General features: G+C 71.8%; 2 protein-coding genes and 1 pseudogene. All 3 read left to right on the top strand.

Translation table 11 applies throughout. The annotated features are described in order from the left end of the window. Positions 1-6: 6 nt before the first annotated feature. Positions 7-335: pseudogene (locus ASF26_RS23425) on the top strand (AMP-binding protein); the annotation flags it as partial. A 1-nt stretch (position 336) separates the two neighbouring features. Continuing rightward, a partial coding sequence (locus ASF26_RS11725) for a non-ribosomal peptide synthetase (protein WP_244475908.1) occupies positions 337-5,601 on the top strand: 5,265 nt, incomplete at its 5' end. Beyond that, positions 5,602-7,428 (top strand): condensation domain-containing protein (locus ASF26_RS11720; RefSeq protein WP_156462975.1); only part of this gene is annotated, 1,827 nt, incomplete at its 3' end.

Genomic DNA, 7,428 nt, shown 5'->3' with positions numbered 1-7,428 from the left:
GAGGCCCTGTCGCGGGAGAGCTTCGCGCTCATCGGCCGGGCGCTCGATCCGACGCTGCTGATCAACGGCTACGGCCCCACCGAGACGGTGATCTCGCCCCTCGTCTGGCGGGCTCGTGCGGGCGACGCGGTGGAGGGGGCCTACGCCCCGATCGGCCGGGCGGTGGGGGATCGCCGGGCCTACATCCTCGACGCGGCGTTGCAGCCGGTGCCTGTGGGCGTCACCGGGGAGTTGCATCTGGGCGGCGACGGTCTGGCGCGGGGCTATCTCGGCCGGGCCGGGCAGACGGCGGACCGGTTCATCCCCGACCCGTTCCCGGACCTGTCGGGTCGGGANCTGGGCGGCGACGGTCTGGCGCGGGGCTATCTCGGCCGGGCCGGGCAGACGGCGGACCGGTTCATCCCCGACCCGTTCCCGGACCTGTCGGGTCGGGAAGGGGGCCGGCTCTACCGCACCGGGGATCTGGCGCGCTGGCGGGCGGACGGGACGGTGGAGTATCTCGGCCGGGCGGACGCGCAGGTGAAGCTGCGCGGGTTCCGGATCGAACTCGGCGAGGTCGAGGCGGCTTTGCTGGCGCAGGAGACCATAGCGGGCGCGGCGGTGGCTCTCCGCCAGGGTCCGACGGGGCCGCTGCTGGTGGCCTATGCGGTGGCGGCGCCGGGGGCGGTCCTCGACGCGAGCGCACTCCGGGCGGATCTCGCCCGGCGTCTGCCCGACTACATGGTGCCGAGCCGGATCGTGGCGCTGGATCGGTTGCCGCTGACGCCCAACGGCAAGCTCGACCGCGCGGCGCTGCCGGAACCCGCGCCGCTGGCGGAGGAGCCGAGCGGCCCCTCGCGCCCGCTCACCCCCACCGAGACGGTGGTGGCCGACATCTGGGCCAAGGCTCTCGGCCTCCCCGCCATCCCGCCGGACCAGAACTTCTTCGAGGCGGGCGGCGATTCCATCCTCAGCCTGCAGATCGTCGCCCGCCTGCGCGAGGCGGGCTTTGCCGCGACGCCGCGCCAGATCTTCGAGCATCAGACCGTTGCCGCCCTGGCCCGCGTCATCGCCCGGCCCGATGGGGTGGAGGCGATGGTATCCGTGCCGGAAGGACCCGCGCCCCTCACGCCCATCCAGCACTGGTTCTTCGAACAGCCGATGGCACGCCGGGACCATTGGAACCAGTCCCTCGAACTCGATGCCCGCGTGAGGCTCGACGCCGATCGCCTCGGCCACGCGCTGGCGGCCCTGGTGGCCCATCACGAAGCGTTGCGCTACGCCTTCGGCCGCGATGCGACCGGAGCCTGGATCCAGGAGCCGGTCTCGCCCGCGATGCTCGCCGAGCCCCTGACCATCGTCGATGTGGAGAGCGACGACGAGGCACGGGTGTGCTTCCTCGCCGCCGAGCGCAGCCTCAACCTCGCCGATGGCCGCGTCTTCGCCGCCATCCTGGCGAACCTCCCCGGCGGGGGGCAGCGCCTGCTGCTCACGGCCCATCACCTCGTGGTGGATGCCGTGTCGTGGCGCATCCTCGTCTCCGACCTCGACCTGCTCTACCGGGGCGATGCGCCGGCGCCTGCCGCCGCGACGCCCTTCCGGGCCTGGGCCCATCGTCTGCGAGATCACGCGGCGGAGATCGCCGGTCGCAGCGAGGTTTGGGCTCCCGCGTCTTGGGCCGCCCGCCTTCCCGTCGACCGACCCGACGGCGCCCGCGACCAGCATCACGCCGCGACGAGGACCCTCGTTCTCGACCCGTCCCTCATGGCGGGGCTCGACCGCCTGCGCGCGTCCTACGGGATGCGCCTCGACGAGGTGATCCTCGCCGGCCTGTCCCGCGCCGTCGCCGCCTGGTCGGGGCACTCGACGCTGGGCGTCACCCTCGAGCGCCACGGGCGCGACGGAGACGCCGCGAACCTTCCCCTCGATCGGACGGTCGGCTGGTTCACCACACTGGTTCCGATCACCCTGTCGGTATCGTGCGATGTCGGGCGCGATGCGAAGTCGACTAAGGAAACGGTGCGAACCCTCCGCGGGGACGGCTCGGGCTACTCGGTCCTGCGCTACCTCGGCTCGGAATACGAGCGCGCGAAACTCTCGGCCCAGCCCTGGCCGGAGGTGACGTTCAATCACCTCGGCACCGTCGCTGCCATCGATGCCGGTTCCCTGTTCTCCGTCGATGCCGAATCGATGCGCCTGTCTGCGGATCCCGCTGCACCTCTCGGCGCCGAGCTGATCGTCGACAGCTTCCTGCGGGACGGTGTGGTTACCCTGCGCCTCGGCTACAGCGCCGACCGTTTCGACGGGGCCACCATCGACCGCCTCGCCGACAGGCTCGGTGCCGCGTTCTCCGCCCTCGCCGAGCACGGCCTCGACCCCATGGCCGGCGGCGCGACACCGTCCGATTTCCCGCTGGCCGCCCTGACGCAGGACCGGATCGACGGCCTCGATCTGCGGGACGTGACGGACATCTATCCGCTGACCCCGACGCAGGGCGGCATCCTGTTCCACGCGCTGGCCGCGCCGGAAGCGGGTCTCTACGTCAACCAGCTCGGCGTCACGATCCGCAACCTCGACCCCGCCCGTTTTGCGGCCGCTTGGCGCGCGAGCGTCGCCCGTCATCCGATCCTGCGCACGAGCTTCCTCTGGACCGGCGACCTCGCCGCTCCGCTCCAGCTCGTGCATGCCACCGCCGAACTACCGATCACCCGGCTCGACCCGAGCGACCGCGCCGACGCCGATCTCGATGAACTGGCGCAGGCCGAGCGCGCCCGCGGCTTCGACCTCGCGCAGGCACCGCTCATGCGCCTCCTTTTGGTCGATCTCGGCCAAAACCGGCACAGGCTGATCTGGACCTGCCATCATCTTCTCCTCGATGGCTGGAGCAATGCGCGCCTGATCTCCGAGGTGCTGCGCCACTATGCCGGAGAGGGGGTCGAGGCACCGACCCGCCTGTTCCGCGAACACCTGACCCGGCTGTCGCAAAGCGACCGCGGCGCCGACGAGGCGTTCTGGCGTGAGGCCCTGGCCCGGCTGGACGAGCCGAGCCTCCTCGCCCCGGCTCTGTCCGGCGAGACGGGGGCAAGCGGGCACATCGCCATCGACACCGCCCTCGGCGAGGCGCGGACCGACCGCCTCCAGGCTTTCGCCCGGCGCGAGAAGGTGACGCTGAACACATTGTTCGAGGCGGCCTGGGCGCTGACCCTGAGCCGCTTCACCGGGCGCTCCACCGTGGCCTTCGGCACGACCGGGTCGGGCCGCCCGCCGGACGACGGCGGAATGCATGGCGTGCTCGGCCTGTTCATCAACACGGTGCCACGCTGTATCGGCTTGCCCGGACATCTGAAGGTCGGGGACTGGCTGCGTCGGCTGCAAGGCGAGGCGGCGGCCCTGCGCGAGCACGACCTCGCATCGCTGGCCGACATTCAGGCCTGGGTCGGGCGCGGCGGGCAGCCGCTGTTCGACAGCCTCCTCGTCGTCGAGAACTACCCCCTCGACGCCGTGGTCCGCGAGCGCAGCCTCGGCGGGCTGGAATTCGGCCCGGTGGCGACCCTCGAAGCGACCGACGTTCCCCTCACCCTGTCGCTTCTCCTCGACGGTACGCCGCGCCTGAACTGGAGCATCGACCAGGCCCGCATCTCCTCCGCCGAGGTCCGGCTCCTGAACGCGCAGCTGCAGCACATCCTCGATGCCCTGATGGATGCGGCCGACGCGCCCCTCGATGCCCTCTCCCTCGTCCCGCCCGACGAGATCGAGGCGGCACGGCATCGGGCCGCCGCCCTCCGGCCCTCGCCGGCCGAGCCCGCGATCCATCTCAGGATCGCCCGGCAGGCGGGTCTGCGCCCGCAGGCCGTGGCCGTCACTTGCGAGGGTGAACAGGCGACCTATGCCGAACTTGAGGCCAGGGCGGCGCGCCTCGCGCGGCATCTCGTCCGCGAAGGCGTGCGGCCGGGCGATCTCGTCGGCCTCTGCGCCGAGCGCTCGATCTCCCTCGTCGTCGGCATCCTGGCGATCCTGAAGAGCGGAGCCGGCTATGTTCCCCTCGATCCGGCCTATCCGGCAGACCGGCTCGCCTTCATGCTCGCCGATTGCGGGGCCGGGCACGTGCTCGCCACGGCCGGCCTCGTCGATAGCCTGCCCGAGGGCGGCCCCAGGCCGATCCTGATGGACGGGCCGGCGGTGGCGGGGTCCGAGGATGAAGCCACGCCGCTGCCTCCGGCACCCCACCCGGGACAGCCGGCCTACGTGATCTATACGTCGGGCTCCACCGGCCGGCCGAAGGGCGTCGTGGTCACCCATGCCAACGCGGCGCGACTGCTGACCACCACGCAGGACGATTTCGCCTTCGCCGAAGAAGACGTCTGGACGCTGTTCCACTCCTACGGGTTCGATTTCTCGGTCTGGGAGATCTTCGGCGCGCTCTGTCACGGCGGGCGGCTCGTGGTGGTGCCGCGCGAGGTGGCGCGGGCGGCGGACGCGTTCCTCGACCTTCTCGTCCGCGAGGGCGTGACGGTGCTGAACCAAACCCCGTCCGCCTTCCGTCCGCTGATGCAGGCCGCCCTCGCGCGGCCTCGGGGGCTGGCGCTGCGCCACGTCGTATTCGGTGGGGAAGCCCTCGACGTGTCCGCCCTGCGGCCGTGGTTCGAGCGTTTCGGCGCTGCCTCGCCTCGCCTCGTCAACATGTACGGCATCACCGAGACCACGGTTCACGTGACCTATCGTCCGCTCGTGGCCGACGACGTGAATCGGGCCGACAGCCCCATCGGCGAGGCCCTGCCGGATCTCACCCTGCACCTCCTCGACTCCAACCTCGACCCCGTGCCGGATGGAGTGGCGGGCGAGCTGCATGTGGGCGGCGCCGGTCTGGCGCAGGGTTATCTCGGGCGGTGCGCGCTCACCGCCGAGCGCTTCGTGCCGGACCCGTTCGGGCCACCGGGCGCGCGCCTCTATCGCAGCGGTGATCTCGCCCTGCGGCGGCCCGACGGCACGCTGGCCTATCTCGGACGGGCCGACGGGCAGGTGAAGCTGCGCGGGTTTCGGATCGAGACGGGGGAGATCGCAGCGGCCCTGCGGGCGGAACCCGGCGTCATCGACGCCGCCGTCATCCTGCGCGACTCCGCCGGGGACAGGCACCTCGTCGCCTATGTGGTCGGCGACGGGGTCGACGCGGATACCCTCCGCGAGGGGATCGTTCGCCGGCTACCGGTGCATATGGTGCCGGCTCATATCCTGGTCGTCGTTTCCCTGCCGCTGACCCCGAACGGCAAGCTCGATCTGCGCGCCCTGCCGGTGCCCCTCGCGACCTCGCGAGGGTCGGACGCGCCCGAAGGGGCCATGGAGATCGCCCTGGCCGAGATCTGGCGCGAGGTGCTGGACGTCGAGAATGTGGGCCGGGACGACGACTTCTTCGCCCTCGGCGGCCATTCCCTCACCGCCGCGCAACTCGCCATGCGGGTGAAGCAACGTCTCGGTCTCACCGTGCCGATCCGTGCCCTGTTCGAGGGGCCGACCCTCCGCGGCTACGCCCTGGCCGCGACGTCGAGCGAGGTCGCGGGCGACGGACGGGACGATGCCGCCGACCTGTCCGACATGGACGCCCTCCTCGCCGATCTGGAAGCCTGAATGACTGGCCAAGCCGCCGATCTCAGCCGCCGCTTCGCCCGGCTTGCCCCCGACAAGCGCAGGGTCTTCCTCGACGCCCTGGCCGCACGCGGCATCGACTTCTCGCGCCTGCCCATCGTGGCGGGGGACGAAGATGCCGGTGGCGAGAGGGTCGCTCCCCTGTCCTACGCGCAGGAGCGGCTGTGGCTGATCGGGCGGATGGGAGGCGACGCGGCCCTGCTCCATATCGCCGGGGGGCTCGCTCTTTCCGGGCCGCTCGACCGGGATGCGCTGGCGCGGGCCCTCGACGCCCTCGTGGCGCGGCACCCGGCCCTGAGGACGGGGTTCCGGGCCGGCGAGACCGACGAGGTCGAGGCGGTCACTGCAGCCTCCGTCGCTGCGAGCCTGCGGGAGGTCTCGCTGGAGGCCGAGGACCGGGCCTTCGCCGAGGAACGCCTCGCTGCCCTGTCCCGCGAGGAGGCACGACGGCCCTTCGATCTGGCGGCACCGCCCTTGTTCAGGGCCGTGCTGGTGCGGATGGAGGCCGAGCGCCACGTCCTCCTCCTCACCATCCATCACCTCGTCTCCGACGGCCGCTCGGTGGATATCCTGCTCGCCGACCTGATGCGCCTCTATGCGGCGGGCGAGGATGCGGCTCTGCCGCCGCTGCCGATCGCCTATGCCGATTACGCGCGCTGGCAGCGCGACTGGCTGGAGGCCGGCGAACTCGAGCGCCAGCTCGCCTGGTGGCGGGACCGCCTCGGGGCGGCGGAGACCGTGATCCCCCTGCCGGCCGACCGCCCGCGCCCGGCGGTCCAGAGTTTTCGCGGAGCGGCCGTCGATTTCGCGGTCGATGCCGATGTCGCGACGCGTCTCGAAACCCTGGCGCGGCAGGCCGGCGCCACGACGGCGATCGTCCTGCTCGCCATCCTGGCCTTGGTGCTCCGGCGCTATACCGGCGAGGCGGATCTGCGCATCGGCGTGCCGGTGGCCAACCGCAACCGGCCGGAGACGGAAGGGCTGGTGGGCCTGTTCGTCAACACTCTGGCGATCCGGGTCGTCGTCGATCCGGGTGCCAGCGTCCTCGACCATGTGAGGGCCGTGCGCGACGCCATGGTGGATGCTCAAGGACACCAGGACCTGCCCTTCGAGCGACTGGTGGAGGCGCTCCAGACCCGCCGGACCGTGAGCCATACCCCCGTCGTCCAGGTCATGCACAGCCACCGGGTCGAGGGGCCGTCCCGGTTCAATGTGGGCGATCTCGTCGTGTCGCCCTTCGGGCGGGGAACCGGCAACGTCCAGTTCGATCTCGTTCTGGAGACGGTGGCGGAGGCCGGCGGAGCCTTGCGCGGCGCGTTCGGCTATGCCCGCGACCTGTTCCAGCGGGACACCATGGAGCGGATGCGCGACGGTTTCCTCACCCTGCTGCGCGGTGCCGTGGAGGAGACCGGCCGCCGCGTCGATACCCTGCCGCTGGTCCCTGCCTCCTCTCTCGCGGATCTGTCCTCGCCCTACGCGGACGGGCTGCCGCTGTCGGATTCGCTGGTGCCGGAACTGATCGGCGAAGCGGCCTTGGCCAATCCCAAGGCGCCGGCGGTGATCTGCGGTCCGCGCATCACCACGTTCGGCGAGCTCGACCGGGCCGCCAACCGCCTCGCCCACCGGTTGATCCGCGACGGCGTCGGCCCCGAGACGATCGTCGCCGTGGCCCTGCCGCGCGGGCCGGACCAGATCGCCGCCTTCCTCGCCATCCTGCGGGCCGGGGGCGCCTTTCTGCCCCTCGACCCGACCCAGCCGAGGGCGCGTCTTGCCGCGCTCCTGCGCGATGCCGGCGCCCGCCTGTTGCTG

It is taken from the genome of Methylobacterium sp. Leaf93, assembly GCF_001422345.1.
Classification (GTDB): Bacteria; Pseudomonadota; Alphaproteobacteria; order Rhizobiales; family Beijerinckiaceae; genus Methylobacterium; species Methylobacterium bullatum.
This window is presented reverse-complemented; position numbering and strand designations above follow the sequence as displayed.